Origin of the sequence: Aurantimicrobium sp. MWH-Uga1, assembly GCF_003325955.1 — a bacterium.
Lineage (GTDB): Bacteria > Actinomycetota > Actinomycetes > Actinomycetales > Microbacteriaceae > Aurantimicrobium.
The window spans coordinates 206,239-223,533 of the sequence record NZ_CP030929.1 but is presented as its reverse complement, the minus strand read 5'-3'; the positions used below and the strand labels follow the sequence as shown (position 1 = coordinate 223,533).

Annotated in this window: 14 protein-coding genes; 2 read left to right on the top strand and 12 right to left on the bottom strand. The window is 47.9% G+C overall.

Annotation, left to right across the window (positions count from 1 at the left end):
* The first annotated feature begins 28 nt into the window (after nt 1-28).
* Nucleotides 29-502: an NYN domain-containing protein gene (locus AURUGA1_RS01170; protein ID WP_114128511.1), complete on the top strand. Its 474-nt coding sequence runs from the start codon at nt 29-31 to the stop codon at nt 500-502.
* 5 nt (nt 503-507) lie between these two features.
* On the opposite strand, the gene AURUGA1_RS01165 is transcribed toward AURUGA1_RS01170, so the two are convergent.
* The 12 genes from AURUGA1_RS01165 to AURUGA1_RS01110 form a co-directional block, all read right to left on the bottom strand.
* Nucleotides 508-1,716, bottom strand: coding sequence for a hypothetical protein (locus AURUGA1_RS01165; RefSeq protein ID WP_114128510.1), 1,209 nt, complete (start codon nt 1,714-1,716; stop codon nt 508-510).
* Entirely contained in the window at nt 1,709-2,608 is a 900-nt protein-coding gene (locus AURUGA1_RS01160) for a hypothetical protein (protein ID WP_114128509.1), read from the bottom strand. Before AURUGA1_RS01160 ends, AURUGA1_RS01165 begins: the two co-directional genes overlap by 8 nt.
* The gene (locus AURUGA1_RS01155; RefSeq protein WP_114128508.1) at nt 2,605-4,428 is read right to left on the bottom strand and encodes a hypothetical protein; all 1,824 of its coding nucleotides are present in this window, start codon (nt 4,426-4,428) and stop codon (nt 2,605-2,607) included. The genes AURUGA1_RS01160 and AURUGA1_RS01155 overlap by 4 nt, the downstream gene beginning before the upstream one ends.
* Nucleotides 4,418-5,413 carry a PD-(D/E)XK motif protein gene (locus AURUGA1_RS01150; protein WP_114128507.1) on the bottom strand — a complete coding sequence of 332 codons (996 nt, stop codon included), beginning with the start codon at nt 5,411-5,413 and terminating at the stop codon, nt 4,418-4,420. Before AURUGA1_RS01150 ends, AURUGA1_RS01155 begins: the two co-directional genes overlap by 11 nt.
* 2 nt (nt 5,414-5,415) lie before the next feature.
* A complete protein-coding gene (locus AURUGA1_RS01145; protein ID WP_162784018.1) occupies nt 5,416-8,139 on the bottom strand; it encodes a Z1 domain-containing protein in 2,724 nt (907 codons plus the stop codon).
* The gene (locus AURUGA1_RS01140) at nt 8,102-9,304 is read right to left on the bottom strand and encodes a DNA cytosine methyltransferase (protein ID WP_240187373.1); all 1,203 of its coding nucleotides are present in this window, start codon (nt 9,302-9,304) and stop codon (nt 8,102-8,104) included. The genes AURUGA1_RS01145 and AURUGA1_RS01140 overlap by 38 nt, the downstream gene beginning before the upstream one ends.
* 21 nt (nt 9,305-9,325) lie before the next feature.
* Entirely contained in the window at nt 9,326-11,059 is a 1,734-nt protein-coding gene (locus tag AURUGA1_RS01135; RefSeq protein WP_114128504.1) for a DUF2075 domain-containing protein, read from the bottom strand.
* Nucleotides 11,046-11,366, bottom strand: a complete 321-nt coding sequence (locus tag AURUGA1_RS01130; protein WP_114128503.1) for a nucleotide pyrophosphohydrolase — start codon at nt 11,364-11,366, stop codon at nt 11,046-11,048. Before AURUGA1_RS01130 ends, AURUGA1_RS01135 begins: the two co-directional genes overlap by 14 nt.
* Before the next feature lie 99 nt (nt 11,367-11,465).
* Nucleotides 11,466-12,227 (bottom strand): ABC transporter ATP-binding protein, encoded by a 762-nt coding sequence (locus tag AURUGA1_RS01125; protein WP_096382436.1) that lies wholly within the window; start codon nt 12,225-12,227, stop codon nt 11,466-11,468.
* Nucleotides 12,227-13,180: an ABC transporter ATP-binding protein gene (locus tag AURUGA1_RS01120; RefSeq protein WP_114128502.1), complete on the bottom strand. Its 954-nt coding sequence runs from the start codon at nt 13,178-13,180 to the stop codon at nt 12,227-12,229. The genes AURUGA1_RS01125 and AURUGA1_RS01120 overlap by 1 nt, the downstream gene beginning before the upstream one ends.
* Nucleotides 13,173-14,159: a branched-chain amino acid ABC transporter permease gene (locus AURUGA1_RS01115; protein WP_114128501.1), complete on the bottom strand. Its 987-nt coding sequence runs from the start codon at nt 14,157-14,159 to the stop codon at nt 13,173-13,175. The genes AURUGA1_RS01120 and AURUGA1_RS01115 overlap by 8 nt, the downstream gene beginning before the upstream one ends.
* 11 nt (nt 14,160-14,170) lie before the next feature.
* Nucleotides 14,171-15,523 carry a branched-chain amino acid ABC transporter permease gene (locus AURUGA1_RS01110; protein WP_114129665.1) on the bottom strand — a complete coding sequence of 451 codons (1,353 nt, stop codon included), beginning with the start codon at nt 15,521-15,523 and terminating at the stop codon, nt 14,171-14,173.
* Between the two features lie 261 nt (nt 15,524-15,784).
* Between AURUGA1_RS01110 and guaB the strand changes: the two genes are divergently transcribed.
* Nucleotides 15,785-17,287, top strand: a complete 1,503-nt coding sequence (gene guaB, locus AURUGA1_RS01105; RefSeq protein ID WP_114128500.1) for an IMP dehydrogenase — start codon at nt 15,785-15,787, stop codon at nt 17,285-17,287.
* The last annotated feature ends 8 nt before the right edge of the window (nt 17,288-17,295 follow it).

The following is a 17,295-nucleotide window of genomic DNA, read 5'->3' as shown; positions in this document are numbered from 1 at the left end:
TCACAACAACAATCGGAGGGGAATCCACATGAAAATTCATCACATAAACACCGTTAACCGCGAACTACACCTCATCGACATTGAGAACGAACTCGGCACAGGCCAAGTCAAAGCTGCAGATATCGCTCGCTTTCGCACCTTTTATTTAGAAGCAAACAATGTCCCAACGAATGCCCACATTGTTATTGCTGTAAGTTACTCCCAGAACCTACTCGAGGCAGCATTCGGCTGGCCAGGAGCCCGCACCGTCTGGCTCCCTGGACACGACGGTGCAGACCGTGCACTTCTTGAGATTGCCTACGAAGAGAACGTTGAAAAGCGTTACGACAAAGTTGTCATCGCATCAGGGGACCACATATTTGCCGATGTAGCAGAAGCGCTCCAGAAATTAGGAGTTAAGGTAAAGATCTTTGCTCGTGCAGTGTTCGCAAGCGCCATACTTCAGTCTGCTTGCTCGGAGGTAGGTTTGTTTTCTTCTAGAGATTTTGAGCTTGCGGCATAAAAAAATTATTTTACGCTGGATGGCCGTGATCGTTGTAAGCATTTGAAGGCCAAATCAAGAACCTTTTCATCATCATCAAAACCGCCTTTTGAAGCATCAGGTATTGCATCTTCTGCTAGTAAGAAATATGCCGTTGCGGCATAAACAATCAATTGATCCTCGCGATTTAGGCCTTGAATTCCTGCCAGTAAGTGCTCTAAATCTTGGCTTATTTTTGCAACCTGCTCATTTCCAGGGTGCAACCTTGCATATACAGGCAGCATTTCTCGGAGTTCAAATATAAATTGATCAGAGAGATTAGGTCGTGTTATATAAGGCATAAGAACTTGTGCAATAGTTCCCAGCTCGGTTAAGAATTTGTTTAAACTTCCCTCACTAAACTCTGATTCTAGAAATGCCTCATCAATAGATTCATCACCAATTGCCGCCTGACGAACCAATTTCTCAGATTTGTCAAAAATAGTTGATGCAAATATTGACATTCGTTCTGTATCCATCGCATACACAGCTTCATGGCCAAGTGCTCTTCGAGCCAGAATCATTGATTGACGGAAAACGCTTCTTCTCTCACCGCTGACATAATTTGAGGTTTTGAGGCGGCAAATAAATTCGAAACTTAATGCTTCTGCAAGCGGCTTATAACCAGACAGTGCCACTCTGTCTACAAGATTCAAGAATTCATCCTCATTGAAGACTTCACAAACCTCCTTACCAAGCAAGAAATACCTCCACCAGGCCTGTCTAAAGAAACCCCTTCGTCGGTCCATAAAACGAACATGCCACGTCGCTGGACTTTCAGCTGACACTTCATTCGCAAGAGGGAATCTCCACAAAGCTACATCGGGAAGAAGGAACAATGTAATGAACCACCAGACTTCATCGTCTGCAGCTTCAGCAGGAATTATTTCCATTTCGTTGTAAAGCAAGCTAGCAAGCTCGATATCAAATTGATTTGCGCTTTGACCGTCAAGCCTTGTCCGCGTTGTAGGAAATCCGAATTTTGTAGCGAGCTCTAATGTCTTTAGACGAAGACTCATCAAATCTTCTTCAGAAACAATTTGTTCTGGAGTGTGATGAAACCGCATTCCCTCAAAATTATTACTGGCTACTTTTGAGGCTTCGTCGATGTTCATACCACTTAATTCGGCCAACCGCGCAGTTGCTTGTAACAAAGAAGCCCGCGGATAGCTTCTCCTGTGTTCAGCCTCAGTCATTTACGATCACCGAGCCAAAAATGGATTGAAAGTTTGTCTCAAATGAAGCTGAATCTGACTCAAAATCTTCGCATAACTTAGCAATATTTCCGCCCAAAATAGCTATGGGCCCCAAAAGCTGTTGCCCAATAGAACCAGCAGGATATTCATCTGCCACAGAAAATTCATCACAATCAAACATCGCAGCTCGAATTAACTGGCGATAAAGATCAAGTTGCAAGAAGTGAAGGAATAATAATGATTCCTGACTCTCTGGCGACTCAAGATAATTTTTAACCCACACATTTTGAGCATTAAGAAGGATCTTTAGACATGCATCTGCGGGAGCCGTTAGTTCCTTAACATCTACAATTATTTTCCACATGGCATGAAATGACCTTCCCGAAACAAAATCGGAAAAATCAACAAGTTGAACAGGTGTTCTAGCTCCTGCACCCTCGAGTCGAATGGACCATTCCTTTGTCCATAAAATTGAAAATGCTCTATGCGGCGATAGGTCTCCCCTAAGAGTTTTGTGAACGTCCTCTAACAGAATTATTTGTGTAGAGAACTTGGCGTCCCCACGCACTAGTTCTCCAGGAAGTCCAAAATTTTGAACTATATGATCCCCATCAATTGGTATCACTGAAGAGACGCCACGAATACCCGTATGTGGGCTAAACCAAGAAGTAAAAATTCCCAACTTTACTGAATCGTCTAACTCTAAAACTTCATAGATTTTCTTGAGTTTCAGATCAATTTCCGTTTGTATTTTGCTATCTACGAAATATGTCCAATCCATTAGAAATTCTGGGTTGGCTATTGGCTCATCATCTCCAACGGTTACAAGTACTCTTGCCAACTCAGCAAAACTTGCAGGGATCACGGTAAAAGAATTAGAAACGGGGATCATGAGCGCACCTCGATTTTGAGCTGAACAGTAATTGCAAGATCTCTAGGCTGAAGGAGCCGAACTTTAATTCCCTCGAAATTTAATACTTCACCAAGGGGAAGTTCAGGTCCTTCAACCAAAATTGCCCCTTCACCATCGAGCCAACAAATCACATAAGTTTCAGCTTCTTCCCCCGCCGCAACTTCCTCAAAATGGCCTGGTTCCAAGGCAATTCTCGGAGTAGCTCTAACGAAATCATTAGAAAGATCGTAAGAATCCGGAATAGAAAATTTGACCGAAAAATCAGTAACGAGTTGATTACCAACCCTCGAAAGATTGTGGTCAGGTAGTAACTGTACCGAAAGCTTTTTGGGTCTTGACCCCGATCCGCCTCGAGAAGTTGGAACAGTTTCTGAACCCTTACCAACTGAATTTGTTAAGGATTTTCCCAGGATTCTTGATAATCGAGCAATGTTTGACGGGTCACTTTTGGTGTTTGCTCTCATATTCCCTGAGCTAGTGGAAAATACTTTTTTGATGTCACGAATTGTGTTCCTGACGGGCTTAGGAGATGTTCCCTGTTGCGGCTCGAGAGCCCAGTCATTGTGGGCAACCGGCTCTGATTTTGCAAAAATCTCATCGGCTAATTTGCTAGCTAAGAAAACTCCATTTAAAACTTCGTTTGAATCTGGCTCCGCTACTTGGAGATACTTAACCACGATGCATGGGTTTCGCATTAATGCAACAGTGCCATTTAAGTTGCTAACCCCATCTGCAGGGTGCCTAATACTTCTGTTATAAACCAGCACTCCCGTGTGGGAGGGTTCAGTTCTCAACTTGACAGGTTTGATATGTAAAGGAAACTCAATTGATGAAGTGGAGGATTCCTTATTTCTATACGCAGTAACGAATGAAGACACAAAATGTTTGTAATCTTTGTGATCCGAAATCTCAGTGAGGCTAGCTACAACTCCATCCCGTTTGAATGAAAAAGAAACAAACTCCTCACTTACCTCTTGAATCATGTGAGGCCACGCCCATTTTTGAGCGGAATTAATTACTTCATTTATTAAGTCCGAAGTTTCGGTAGTTGAATCTTTTCTAGGCGAAAGAATGGAGATAACGGTTCCCGTAGAATTGCCTGGAATCTTGTCGATACCCAGTTGCTCAGCAAGCCTTCTGGCTTCGTCCCCAACGACAGCTTCTACATTCGTTTCTGTTTTGGCTATCCCCCACCAATGCCTTCCCGTCATCAACCTGCCGTCAAATTCATAAGGATCTGCAACTGAAATAGCTATAAATCTGTAGTTGATTTGTCCATCAACCAAAGTTTGTGAATAGACCAGGCAGGTACTTAATGTGCTTGCCGCGTAAATAACTCCTTTACCGAACCCATAAGTTCCGCCGCCTATTGCTTTATCTATTCCGCGGCCCACATTGAACACAAAATCAACAAAATCTCTTCTTTGTCCTGGCCCTGCAACTACATCCGCACGCATTGGGCCGCCAAGCCCCCTAGTGCCGCTGTCCCAAATAATCATTTGATCTCTTGGAAGTTCCTTATCCGAGACAAGGAATGCTTTCAACGGAATTAGTCCAGCGGGAATTTCGGAGAATACTTCTGATGAAAGGACCTCTAGATGCTGAGGAGAAATCGTCTGTAACTCAAATCCAAAACTTGGAGTCGCACCTTGCCCTCGAGCGTCCCAGGAATTCTGAAATGTTTCCCTGAAAACTACTTCCCAAAGTGATAGCTCAGTTTGGCCGATTGCTTTTTGTGCAGCTTTACCGTCAGTTGCGCCATGTGGAGGATACGGCGCACTAAATAAATCAAGCTTCAATTTGACCCCTAAGTAGTGAGCAGCCCTCTCTAAATGACTCTTCACCAAGCTTCCCCTTCAATGCAGCAAGGTTTACTTGGTAACTGAGATTTTGTATCAGCTCACCAGTACTTGGGTTCTTCAATGAAGAAGGGACAATTTTGGGAAAAAAATCGTCCACAAAACAAAACTTAGAATCAAAAACGATATATTTCTGGGCAGTTAGTTTGTCGCTTTCAATTGAGTTAATTCCCATTTTTTGCAAACATTTTTCTATTTCTGAACTTGAAACTCCTAACTTAGAAATCGAATCAACTAACTCAGAAAATGATCTCCCTCGAGGTGATCTCTCAAGCTTGATTCCCAAAATTCCTAATTTATCTCCTTCTAGTTGGTGCAAGCCATGAATTGTGACCCAAAAACCTTCACGGGAAAGACTCGTTTTGACCTCAATTGATGCATCGTTGGAGACAAAATCATGTCGTTCGGATTTATAGCCTTGCCATATTTCAATTGCACCTGGCCCCAATTCCGTGACTAAAGCTTCTAGGAACAACAACTCGCCGTAAACGCCGGTGAGTTTATTGTTATCGATTTTTTCAGCAAGGACTTCTGAGAAAAGCTTCTTCCATGATTCGACAACGTCAATAATCCGGTTGATCTGCGGGAGATCGTTACTAGTTCCAAGCGAGTCAAGTACATCATCAACTAGATATGAAAATTCCTGCAATAAATTGTGATCTTGGAGTTCGAGACGAAAAAATGATCCTTCCTCAAGTTCAGGAGAATTTCCGTTGAATACATCCGCCCGAATCGCTCGAAGACCAAGATTGATCTTCCCCTCGCGTGACAAAACAATTGGGACGACTAAGGCAGGGAAGCCGTCGGGAGAGACTGCAAATCGTATATGACGGTTTCCTACAACTAATCCGCTGTTTGAAGTTAAGTATTGATTGTTGGCCTCTAAAACTGAAGCTAAAAATTGAAATCTTTCCTTGGAAGACATAGTTAATCGCCCTCCTCTAATCGAGTGGCATCCTTCGAGTCAGCAATTTCAATTTCGCTAAATTCGTCATCCTCTACTTCAAGTGACAATGAGCTGAGATCTGCGGTCATGTAATCAACTGACGTATATCTCCCAAGTGCATAAGGAAAATAAAACGAAACTGCAATGATGTTTTCTTCAAGTTCCAATTTTGCACGATTGACGGTTGGTTTGACCTTGGTAGCTGTTTGGCCGGCAATCGGATAAATACAGAGCAATCCTCTGTTAGCGAACTCTTCCTGACGAAGCCGCAGAGAAATGCTATCTTCAGTTCCAGTTTGCTCGGATAGCCTCTTTGATATTTCAGAAGGGGTCAGATCTGAGTCAAGAAGCCGATCCCCTGGAGAAGAAACGGCTCGCAAATTTACCTGGCCCGCTTCACTATCGATTATTTTGGTGCGTTGCAACAATGAAACTGGTTGATTCAATCCGAGATCAATAGAGACTGTTTCATCAGACCCTTCTTTGATTACCACATTCCAAAGATTTAATGAACCAGCTTTAATTTCGCCCTGAATATATTCAACTAATTTGGCTCGATTCAAACTTGGTTTATCAGGATGGAATTCATATTTGTTTATAAAATCCAAAATCGTACTGGCTTCAACACTTGAGAAGCCAACTTTTCCACTTGGAAATGATTTTTCGGGTTTTCCAGAATTCTGAATATCACGAATTAGCTCTTTTGTAGCAAGAACATTTGTTCTCAGCCATTCAGTGTTTTCAGAAAACAAAGTCGTCTGTGGAGATTGCCCGCTATATGTCATGGAAGCCAGTACTGCGCTTCTCATCTTTGCTCTTGCCGTAATTGCCATTGCTGGATGTGAACGAATTCGGACTCCAACTTGGCTCGGTTGAAGATCCTCAACTTCATATCGGAGAATATCCTGACGTATTTCAGACTCAACTAGTGAAAGGTCCCTGAACCATTTTTTGAGTTCTTCAGTGATCCAGATTCGGCAAAGATCTTCATAACCTTTTCGATAGCCAAACCATCGACCCATTTGTAACAGGGTGTCGTATGCAGATGCTGAACGAACAAAATAACTTGAGCAAAGCCCTTCTAGCGTCAATCCTCGAGAGAGTCTATTTCCGCCAATGGCTATAGCTGTGGTTGGAAATTCTTTGTCATAAATTAGGGTGTCTTCAGATACATAGTTATCCACTAAAACTTTGGTTTCACGCAAAGTGGCTGAAAGATTGTTACGAACTTCCGGCCATTCAATTGATTTGTTCCCGAATTGCGAGGGGCTTACACGTTGTATTTCGCGCAAATACAGATTTTGGAACTCTTCCCAAACCATTGATGATGAGGAACTTAATGATTCGGATAATTCATCAAGGAATTTTCTGACAACTACCGCAACAGCTTCGTGTGATGCTGCCTGCATGCTTGTGTGAATGAGCATGGTGGAGTGACCTTTTCCACCTGTTCTTATCCGTCGTGCAGTTGTAGCCAATAAAAACCAAATTAATGATTGGCGCAAAGCCGGGCCGACTTCAGGAGAGTATTTCGCAATTGCATTTTTGGTTTTTCTCGGCGGGACCATCTGAATGCTCTCGTCCAAACCAATTGAGCGAATAACATCAACAATTTCATCCTGATCAGAATAATCGGAAGTTCCAAAAAGCTTTTCTGAACCAAAATAACCTTCTGGCTTTGGCAATGAAATCACAAAATCACGAGGATATAAATCATCTGATTCATTTGGATCAACTAATAAATTGGCAAAAGGTGTTGCTGTGTAGGCAACATAGCCAGACTTAGGTGTTTTGAGTAAGTCAATAATCAACTGATTGATTGAAGAGCGTCTCGCACCCTCTTTAGCAGTATTGATGCTTCCTTGATCTGCCTCGTCGTCGATAATTAATATTGGCGTGTTTGCAAGAGTGGTTTGACCTGCATCCTCTAACCATTGCTTCAATCTTTTCAATCGAGGTTGATTCTTCTTTACGACAGAAATAAATCTTTTTTCGTGGCTCCTAAGAAGATTCCCGCTATTTTTCGGAGATTCATGAAAATCTCGATCATGATCAGTCAATTGATACCAATCATGATCTGACCCAGCCAACAAAAGATCGTCAATTCGATCTTGGGTTTGTTGCCTAAGTGAATCCGTCATTCCAGATAAGACAATGAAAAATTTGTATCCAACATCAGCAGCTTTCGAAATGAGCGACACAAAACTAGTTGTTTTACCGCTTTGCACATAACCCAGAACCAACCCTCTGGTGTTAATCTTCATGTCTCCTGGAGGATCCAACAAGGACATTATCTTGTTGGTCTGCTTCTCAACCTCTATGAGCACCTCTTCATCAAGACCAGAAGACTCTGCCAAACGGTTCCTCGTTCTTGGCCAGTATTTATCGCCTTGTTGGGTACCTGGATACCAAGATCGCTTCTTTATTCCTTCTCTTACAATCACGGGTGGAAAAGGTTCATATCTGTTTGATAAGCATCTTTTCTCGTATTCAAGTCGCGCATCAACAAGTAATTGAGATTTACCCCCAAAAGCCATTTCAAGATTATGCATTGTTGCGTCTAGCGACTGGCCTTGTATAACTGAAAGCGAGATTTGTTGAACCAATGCGTCTAATTGAACTTTATTTTGCAGTCCCAAAACTCCCCCAATGTTCTCGATTAAAGTTTTATGCTTGCTTATTTGTTGCGGAAAAAAGATGGCCAAGATTTGATTCCACGGATTTAAATTCTTCTCCATTGAGAGAACGAAAAAGTGCCTCGAATATTACTTTTGCACCTTGAACAGGGACAGCCATACCGATCTGCCTTCGGACTGATTCTTTAGAACCCAAAAAAACAAAATCATCTGGGAAAGTCTGAAGTCGAGCACGTTCTCGATTCGTAAGCGCACGAGGCTCTTCCCAGTGATACACATGGGTGCCCCCACCTCCGGAGCCAGTGACTGTATAAGCTGGTTTATCAAACTCAAGCCTTTTGTAAATTTGCGAAATAGTGGCTCCGCGTACGTTCAACCTCAAGTGAGATGGAATGTTAGCGGTGAAAGCATTTTCTCCTGGCTTTATATGTTTGAGACGTTCAATGACGTGTTTCGACTGTGCTGTTTTATCGTTGTTAGGTGCATGCGCTGGAATAGGCGGAAATGAAATTCTCCCGCCTGCGCTTACATCGATATCGCTGTAAGGCTCCGTCGAGGGAACACGAAACGTGGTGTTCAGATCTGCCCGAATTCCTACAATAAGAATTCGATGCCGAGCCTGTGGAACCCCATATTTTTCAAACTTATAAAGATGTGGAACAAGTTTGTATCCTTGCCCTGCCAATGAAAGCTCCAAAAGAATTTGTCTAAGTGCTTCTCCACCGTTTGAGTTTCTAAGGCCACCTACATTTTCTGCAACAAACCATTTAGGTTGATGTTTCTGCAGCGCTTTAACCCCGAATTTGTAGAGGGGCCCAAACTTTCCTTCGGTGCCTAATTGCTTTCCAACGATGCTGAAGTCATTACAAGGGAAGCCAAAAGCAAGACCATCAATAGGTGCTAACTCCCCAAAGTCAATAGTTCGCACATCTTGATGTAAAACCGAATTGGGAGACGCCCCCGGAATGTTTGCTACATATGTGTCACAAGTGTCGCGGTGATAGTCGGTTGCCCATGCATGCTGAATCTTATGGCCTGAAACCTCGTCTGCGGCATAATGCGCCCCCAAGGCCAAGCCTCCTGGGCCGCTAAAGAGTTCACCAAGTCGATGAACCTGAATTGAAGCTTCAGAAACTTCAGGCATTAATATTCCGATCTTCAAACAATTCTTATTTTTATTATTCAACATTGTCATCGACCACTGACAATGATTGATGGACACTTCAATGATCATGAAAAGGTTCATGCAAAGTACTTAAGCCCGTGAATTTTGCCCTCTGAAAAAATGAATCAAGTAATCACGAAGATCAAGATCACACACATACACAAACGTTCCCTTAATCCCCCGCGTCAAAAGAACACGATAAATATTGACCACATAGTTGAGTAGATCTTCGTCTGAGTACTCAATACCGAGACGCGGGTTGTTTTCTTTGCCCTTCTTGTCGTGATAATTCTCACGATGGAAGACAATCTTCTTCGCCATTAGGTCATAGCTGAGGTCCGGCCCAATAATGACTCCGGCGTAATTGAGGTCATAACCCTGAACAGTGTGGATCGAGCCGACCTCTTCTAGAGAGGTTGGAGAGTTGATCCAGTCTGTAGCTGTTCTGTTCCAGGTGAGACCAACATCCCCAATTTGAATATCAATTGCATTTGGGTTGTTCTTGCTTACCCATGGCCAGGCATAGCCGGCAATCATTCGAGAAAGACCTACTTCTTTGTCTTTTTCGAATATTGCTTGTCTCATTTCAGCTAAATCATCGAAGAGGCGAAGTTCATAGTTTCCGAAAGACTCTGGGCCCTGCTGCGTTCCAGCGAACACCCGGCCAATGAATTCGATGTAATCCGAACCACCTGCGACGCGCATTTGTGAGGCAAGGTGAAAATAACTTTTGGATTCACGAGCTTTGGCTACAAGTGCTGTTGTGACCTCAGCTGGTAGGTCGGCTGGTTTCACACTCTGTGCTGAGTCCAACAGATAGAGCTGATGAGAACTCTTAGCCCTAATCCAGTCGAGCTGGGTCCAGGACAAGTCGTCATTGCCAAAAAGCGCGATGTTGATCTCAGTGAACTTCTTATTCTGAGCTGCTGATGGTTGGTTCGAGCGCTGACCGAGTCGGTGTGACTCATCCACGATCAGGAGGTCGTAATGTTCCTTCGAAGCACCTGCATCGAAAGGGCTGAGAACCATGGACTTCGAGAGTCCGGGAGTCTTGGCAAATACCTTCTCAATGGATTTCCGCAGCGACTGCTGTGGAATCACCAAACCAAAGGTGAAGTCTGTGAGTTGTTCACGGAACCCCTCTTGAAAGAAATCAGAGAACATTGAGTCGCTGTCTAGCTGTTCGTCTGGCTGGCTCTTTGCGATGTCTACCAAGAGCTTCATGAGATAGACAGCAACAATTGTTTTCCCTGTGCCAGGGTCTCCCTGAATAACTATGGGGCTATCAGTCTTGTTCTCGAGATCCTCAAACAGTTTCTCCAGCACGCCTTCGATCGCCACAGACTGATCTGTGTTCAACGCTTTGAAAGGAGAGAACTTGAAAAGGTCGCTGTTGACAATATCAGGGATGCTTCTGGTGAAGACACCTTCTTTGAGGAGTTCATCAAAGAGCTCATTGAAGGTTTCTCGGTATCTCTCGCGGTCATAATAATCCGCGTCAGTTATTCCGTGGTTGCCGTTGAGGACTTTATATTTACTATCTGCTGCCAGGTAGCGAATGAGTTGTGACTCAAGGTCGAGGCAAACTGACTTGTTGAAGCTGTCGTCAAGGATGACTTTGATGGTCTTGAGGTGGCTGCGTGTGCCCGCATCGAGATGCTGTTTCATTCGGTTAGCAACATTGGTTGATTCACCGATGTAAATTTCATCGGTTCCCTCAATTGTGTAAACAACCGGCCAGTTCTTGTGGCGAGAGTCGGCATCTGCCCAGACGCTGACAGCGTCTTTGTTGAAAGGAAGACGTTCGATATTAAAGCTGGTCATATTTGTCGCTGCGCCCCCGCGCTTTCTCAACAGGGTATTTCTGTTGAGTTTTTGCCAGCTTTTCTAAAATGATTTCATTTGGATCCAAGCCCAGCTTGTCCGCTAAAAGTAAGCAGTAGGTCAGGACATCTGCCAACTCATCTTGAACTTCTTCCAGATTCGCCTCAGAGTTCCACTGAAAGTTCTCCAGTAATTCTGAAGCCTCAATACTGATGCTCTTAGCAAGATTCTCCGGGGTGTGAAATTGTGACCAATCGCGCTCGCTTACAAATTCGCGTAGCGCCTTGATGACATTCCCTTGGTCCATGGAATCAATTTATCGCAGAACACGGACAGTAGGTCTGGCTTGGCCGTTAAACACTTCACCCCCGCATCTCTGCGGGGGTGAAGTCTTGTGTCTTATCGACTACTTCTTCTCGTCAACATCCTTTGCCAGGGTTCCGAGGTACAGCTCGATGACCTTAGGGTCATCGGCTAGCTCGCGACCGGTGCCGGTGTAGGCATCGCGTCCCTGGTCTAGAACATAACCGCGGTCAGCAATCTGGAGACAACGACGAGCGTTCTGCTCCACCATGATCACCGAGACGCCGGCTTTGTTGATTCGACGTGTACGAATGAAGGTCTCGTCCTGACGAACGGGAGACAGACCAGCCGATGGCTCGTCCAGAAGAAGGACCTTGGGGTCCATCATCAGGGCGCGAGCCATCGCGACGGACTGACGCTCACCACCAGAGAGCGACCCTGCACTCTGAGAACGACGGTCTCTAAGCACGGGGAAGATGTCAAAGATGGCGTCCAGACGTTCGTTCAAACGCTTGGGTTGTAAGAAGATACCCATTTGAAGGTTTTCTTCAATGGTCAGGCTGGGGAAGACGTTGTTGGTCTGTGGCACGAAGCCCACACCCATCTGTACCAGCTTGTTGGTCTTGAAACCGGTGATGTCTTCACCGTTGAGGACTACGTTGCCCTCACGAATCTTGACCAGACCGAAGAGTGCCTTGAGCAGGGTGGACTTACCGGCACCGTTGGGGCCGATAATTCCAATGAGCTCACCAGGGTAGGCCTCGATGGAACATCCGTTGAGGATGTTCACACCGGGGAGGTAGCCGGCAACAAGGTTGTCGGCGCGCAGTACTGGCTCAACACCAGGCTTGATGTCATTTGCCATTACTTCTTCTCCTTTGCAGCTGGAGCGTCCATGGCACCGTCTTCGAGCAATGAGTCATCGCCGAGGTCGGTGTCGTGGTGGGCTCCCAGGTAGGCGTCGATCACGGCCTGGTCGCTCATGACGGTGTCCGCTGGACCTTCCGCCACGACGCGACCTTCTGCCATCACGACAACCCAGTCTGAAATGTGGCGAACCATGTGCATGTCGTGCTCCACGAAGAGCACGGTCATGCCCTCGTCGCGCAGGGACTGAATGTGGCCCAGCAATGACTGTGTCAGTGCGGGGTTCACACCAGCCATGGGCTCATCGAGCATGATCATGACGGGGTCGCTCATGAGAGCGCGGGCCATTTCGAGTAGTTTCTTCTGACCACCAGAGAGGCTACCGGCGAGGTCGTCTTTCTTCTCGAGCAGCTTGAAGCGCTCGAGAAGGGCGAGAGCCTTCTCGGTGTTCTCTTTCTCCTGGGCTGCCCAGAGGGGCTTAATGAAGGCAGCGAGGAAGTTTTCTCCACGCTGGTCCTTTGCACCCAAGAGAACGTTCTGGAGAACGGTCAGACGGGACAGTGCCTTGGTGAGCTGGAAGGTACGGACCATACCGCTCTTTGCTACCGAAGCAGCAGCGGTATTTCCGAGGTACTTTCCGTTGAAGCTCCACTTCGCAGCCTTGTCAGCGGAGGGTCCACCAAACATCTTCTTTGCAGAAGTGGGCTGGTCGAATCCGGTGATGAGGTTGAAGAAGGTGGTCTTACCGGCACCGTTGGGTCCGATCAGTGCGGTGATCACACCGCGCTGAACTTCGAGGTGGTCTACATCCACAGCACGGTTACCGCCGAACTCACGCACGACATTGTCGACGGTGAGGATGGCATCAGGCTTGGATGCGCCAGGAGTGTGGGCAACGCTCTTGAGCTCAGCGCGAGCTTCAGCAGCGGTCTTGTTTGTGGTGCTAGACATTGAAGTTCAGCTCCTTCTTGTTACCCAAAATTCCTTGCGGTCTAAAGATGACCAGAAGCATCAGTGCGACACCGACCATGATCCACGAGAACTGTTCGGTCTGCTGCGTGTTCAAGACGGCATCGGGGACAAGGATGTCCACGGTGCCCTGGATGAAGATACGCAGAGCGAAGAACAGGATGGAACCTAAGACGGGACCCCAGATGGTGGCAGCACCACCGAGGAGCATCGCGGTCCAGATGAGGAAGGTCATGTTACGACCGAGAGCATCTGGCTGCACCGAGGTGGGGAGGACGTAGAACATACCTCCGATAGCACCAAGGACACCACCGATGATCAAGGACTGCATCTTGAAGGCGAAGACGTTCTTGCCGAGGCTGCGAACTGCGTCTTCGTCTTCACGGATGCCCTTGATCACACGACCCCAGGGGCTGCGCATGAGCAGCCAGACCAGGATGGCGAAGATGACGACCAGTGACCAGGCAACGATACGGATGAACCATCCGTTCACACCAGTGTTGTCGAAGGTGAACCACAGGATGGTGGTCTGTCCGTCGGGGAATGGTGAGAGAGCGGAGAAGTCGTTGCGGTAACGCTCACCAGCTAGACCGTTAGAACCACCAGTGACATCGTTGAGTACCGAGGCACGACCGACCATACGGACAATTTCCGCGGCGGCAATGGTCACGATAGCCAGATAGTCACCACGCAGTTTCAGGGTTGGTATACCCAGAAGCAACGCGAAGATGGTTCCACCGGCGAGGGTGGCCAGCACGGCTGCCCAGAAAGGCCAGCCCATGATGGTGGTGACGGAGAATGCGTAGGCACCAACAAGCATGAAGCCTGCCTGACCCATGTTGAGCAGTCCGGTGAAACCGAAGTGCACATTCAAACCAATTGCTGCGATAGCAAAGGCTGCGGTGGTCGGCAGAATAGCGTTCGCCGACATGTCATAGAAGACTTTGATCCACATATCCATGACTGTCCTCCTTAACCGATCCGCTCTTTGCGACCGAAGATACCCTGTGGACGAACCAGCAGGACAATGATCAGAAGCACAAGGGCTGTTGCGTACTTGAAGTCACCAGGGACGACCAGGTTGGCAAGCTCTACGGTCATACCGATAATGAGGGAACCAACGAGGGCACCGAAGGCGGTACCCAGACCACCCAAGGTAACTGCGGCGAACATGAGGAGCAGAAGCTGCATACCTGTCTGCCAGTTAATACCGTTGAGAACCAGACCGAGCATGACACCGGAAAGACCAGCGAGCGCGGTAGCCAGTACCCACACGAGGCGGATAATGCGGTCGACGTCAATACCTGAGGCAGCAGCAAGGGCTGGGTTGTCAGATACGGCGCGGGTCGCACGACCGGTACGCGTCTTGAGCAGGAACAGACCTACCAAGATGAGGACCACGATGGATAGTCCCATGGCCCACAGTGACTCGAAGGTCAAGGTGACGGGGCCAATGGTGAAGGTGTCGGGGTTCTTCATCAAGATGCGGACGGTGGATGCCCCGTAGAACATCTGGAAGGTGTACTGCAGGGCCAGTGCCAGACCGATGGTCACAATGATCATCTGGGTGAGGCTCAGGCCCTTCTTACGCAGAGGCTTCCATATCACCGCATCTTGGATGTAACCGGTGGCACCGGTGAGCACAACCACGATGAGGACGGTGAGGAAGATGTTCAGGCCGAGAACGTTTGCGAAGGTGTAACCCAGCAAACCACCCAAGGTGACCTGTTCAGCGTGAGAGAAGCTGGAGAGACCAGTGGTTCCGTAGATGAGGGACAAACCAATTGAGGCCAACGCGAGGAGCAGACCCAGGCGCAGACCAGAGACTACCTGCTGTGCAAGACGGTCCCAGTCAAAGCCGGTAGCAGCAGCATCCGGGTTGGAGCCACCACCGTTGTCTGCGCCACCATTGTCACCGCCGGTGACTTTGAAGATGGCGCCCTTTTGGAATCCCAGCGTGATGTCACGCTCTTGGCTTGCTTCACCATCGAGGGTGACGCCAGCGGGAAGGGTAGCCTCATCGAGTGTGATGGTGTAGACGCCAGCGACAGTAACCGCTGCGTTCCACTTTCCGTCCTTGTCCGTGACAGCTACGACGTTTTGGTCGTTACCTGACACGGTGATTTCGACGCCTTCACCAGCACCCTTGATGGTTCCGTTAAAGCACGCAGTCGCCGCGTCAGGAACACACGGTTCGCTGGTTGCGGCGTTGGCAGTAATTCCCTGCCCAAGCGTGAATGTAAGAACCAACAGTCCCAGGAGTACACCGAAGAGCACTCGTAGGTTTTTAGGGCTGGTACGGCGCGCTAAAGCTGTGTTTACCACTGCACCTCCATAGGGAGAGCATTCGAACTGTTGGTCACGCAATGCCCTCCATTTTGCTTCTCGAATGTCGACTTTGACACACGATACGTGTTGATTATGTCGCACTTATTACATGAGCGCGATATTGCCAACAAAGGAAAACTTTAGTACGGGAATATGTGTACTTTCCAACCCGTTAAGCTTGGTTACAGAGGCTTTACTGTAACGGCGCGGAAAATTGCCCGAAATTTCAGACAAATAGATTAAGAAATTGAGGAATCAATGGTCGAGAACGATCCATTTGGTTTTGTTGGACTCACCTACGACGACGTGCTGCTTCTTCCTGGCCACACGGATGTTATTCCCAGTGAAGCAAACACCTCAAGCCGTTTTACTCGCCGCATTACGCTCTCGAAGCCCCTCATCTCTAGCGCCATGGACACCGTGACCGAGGCGCGGATGGCGATTGCCATGGCTCGCCAGGGCGGTATTGGCATCCTGCACCGCAACCTTTCTATTGAAGACCAAGCTGACCAGGTAGATAAGGTTAAGCGCTCTGAGTCCGGCATGATTACTAACCCGGTCACCACAACTGCTGACGCCACTGTTGCTGAAGTGGACCGCCTGTGCGGTCAGTTCCGTGTGAGCGGTCTTCCCGTGGTCGATGCTGAAGGAACGCTGGTTGGCATTATTACCAACCGGGATATGCGCTTTGTCTCTGATGCAGATAAGAAAAAGCTCACCGTCAAAGAGATCATGACCCCCATGCCGTTGGTCACTGCTCAGGTAGGCGTCTCAGCTGATGACGCTATTTCGTTGCTGGCTCAGCACAAGATTGAGAAGCTGCCCATCGTTGATGGTGCTGGCAAGCTCACTGGGTTGATCACCACCAAAGACTTTGACAAGTCCGAGAAGTATCCTGACGCCACCAAAGATGAAGCAGGACGCTTGCGGGTCGGCGCTGCTATTGGTTTCTTTGGTGACGCCTGGCAGCGCGCCGAGGCACTGCGCGATGCAGGCGTCGACGTTCTTGTTGTGGACACCGCTAACGGTGACTCTGCGGGCGTGCTGGAAATAATTAAGAAGCTCAAGGCTGACCCTTCGTTTGCACACATCGATGTAGTTGGTGGCAACGTGGCAACACGTTCGGGCGCACAGGCACTGGTTGATGCCGGCGCTGACGGCATCAAGGTGGGTGTGGGCCCTGGCTCAATTTGCACCACTCGTGTTGTTGCGGGTGTGGGTGTTCCTCAGGTCACTGCAATCTGGGAGGCCTACCAGGCTGCTGGTCCTGCCGGTGTTCCCGTCATTGCTGATGGTGGTCTGCAGTACTCCGGTGACATTGCAAAGGCACTGGTTGCCGGTGCTGAGTCCGTCATGCTGGGCTCTCTCTTCGCAGGATGCGACGAGAGCCCCGGAGATCTCGTCTTTGACAACGGCAAGCAGTACAAGAGCTACCGCGGCATGGGTTCCTTGGGAGCTCTGCAGACTCGCGGCGAGCGCACCTCGTACTCGAAGGACCGCTACTTCCAATCTGACGTCCCCAGTGATGACAAGCTCATTGCTGAAGGTATTGAAGGCCGCGTGGCCTACCGCGGGCCTTTGGCCGCGGTAGCACACCAGCTGGTGGGTGGTTTACGCCAGTCCATGTTCTATGTGGGAGCGCGCAGCATTGACGAGCTGCGCTCGAAAGGCAAGTTTGTCCGCATTACTGCTGCCGGCTTGAAAGAGTCCCACCCACACGACATCCAGATGGTTGTCGAAGCACCGAACTACCGTAAGTAACGAAAGAC